Consider the following 1,689-nt stretch of genomic DNA (forward strand, 5'->3'; position numbering starts at 1 on the left):
CAATCAAGGTTGCCAGAAGTGGAACAGCGAGAACGCGAGCTCGGAATATGAATGCTTCTATACCGGCCCCGCATCGACATCGGATGAAGCCGGCGAAGCGCAGATCGTCCAGGATATGCTCGGCAAGGCCGACACGGCGGCGATCGCGATCTCGCCGTCGAACGCCAAGCTGATTGCCCAGACGATCAAAACGGCCAATCCATCGGTTCCGGTGATGACGCTTGACGCTGATCTCGCGGCTGAAGACGCGGCGTTGCGCAAGACCTATCTCGGCACCGACAACTATCTGATGGGCTTCAAGATCGGCGAATACATCAAGAAGGGCAAGCCAAAAGGCGGTACGATCTGCACGATCGAAGGCAATACGGGCGCAGACAATATCCTTCGCCGGGCGCAAGGCATGCGCGATGCCCTGACCGGTCAAAAGGGCCTGGCAGCGCTCAAGGGCGAAGGCGGCTGGACGGAAGTTGCGGGTTGCCCCGTGTTCACCAATGACGACGGCGCCAAGGGCGTTCAGGCAATGACCGACATCCTTGCAGCCAATCCGAAGCTCGACGCCTTCGGGATCATGGGCGGCTGGCCGCTGTTCGGCGCGCCGCAGCCTTACCGTGATCTGTTTGGTCCCTACAAGGAAAAGATCGCCAGCAATGAGTTCGTCATCGGCGCCGCCGATACCATCGGCGACGAAGTAGCGATTGCCGGCGAAGGCCTGGTTACCGCACTCGTTGGTCAGCGGCCTTTCGAAATGGGCTACAAGGCGCCTTCCGTCATGATCAATCTGATCGAAGGCAAGCCCGTTGAAGATCCGGTCTTCACCGGTCTCGACGAATGCACCAAGGATACGGTTGCAACCTGCATCCAGAAGTAAGGCCAAAATTTGGGGGCGCCCGGCATCAGGGCGCTTCCAAAAACTGAGCTATATCAAACTGCTTGGCTCAAGGCCTCATCCAAGAACGTCTTGAGCCGCTTCCAGTGCCTCTCACCGCCCACCGCATTGTAAACGCCATGATCCGGCACCGCCCAGCCATGGGCCATGCCGACATAGTTCTCGATGATATGATCGACTTCGGCGGTCCTTAACGCTTCGGCGAGGCGCGCCGATTGCTCAGGTGGAAAGCTGCCATCAACCCCTGCAACGCCCACATAGACGCGGCCTTTGATGCTGCCTGCCAAACGATGCGGGCTGTCTTCAGCGTCACTGGCGAGATTGCCGCCATGAAAGCTCGCCGCTGCCGCGACCCTGTCCGGAAAGGCTCCTGTAGCGGTAACGGCTCGTCCGCCGCCCATGCAATAACCGACGGCGCCGACGGGAGCGGTTGCGCCAGCTGCCGCCAGCGTATCGAGAAACGACGCCGTATCGCGTTTGGTCATTTCCTGGGTGGTGCCGCGCACCATCGTCATGATCTGTGCCTTGGCGGTTTCGTCGGAAAAGGATGTTCCGGTAAAAGGGCCGTAGGCTCCGAACCGATAGAACAGATCCGGCAGAAGAACCACATAGCCGAAATCTGCCAGGCGTTGCGCCATGCCATCCAGTGCAGGCCTCGGGCCCATCGCATCCATGTAGAACACCACACCGCGCTCGGCACCACCGACCTTTGATGGCGCGGAATCGGCGCGAAAGATGGCGGCTTTAGCCGTGCCGTCGGCGGTCTTGATTTCAATGTTCTGTTTCATGGATCTTTCCTGTCG

2 protein-coding genes are annotated in these 1,689 nt (G+C 59.6%); one reads left to right on the plus strand and one right to left on the minus strand.

The genetic code is table 11. The features are described from left to right. The coding region (locus ACXJ5O_RS26085) for a substrate-binding domain-containing protein (protein WP_457302441.1) at positions 1–868 on the plus strand (868 nt) is incomplete at its 5' end. Positions 869–921: 53 nt separating this feature from the next. Here the strand turns inward: ACXJ5O_RS26085 and ACXJ5O_RS26090 are convergent. Continuing rightward, on the minus strand, positions 922–1,674 hold the full coding sequence (locus ACXJ5O_RS26090) for a dienelactone hydrolase family protein (protein WP_457302442.1): 753 nt from the start codon (positions 1,672–1,674) through the stop codon (positions 922–924). Between the last annotated feature and the right edge of the window lie 15 nt (positions 1,675–1,689).

Source organism: Phyllobacterium sp. P5_D12, from assembly GCF_054049495.1.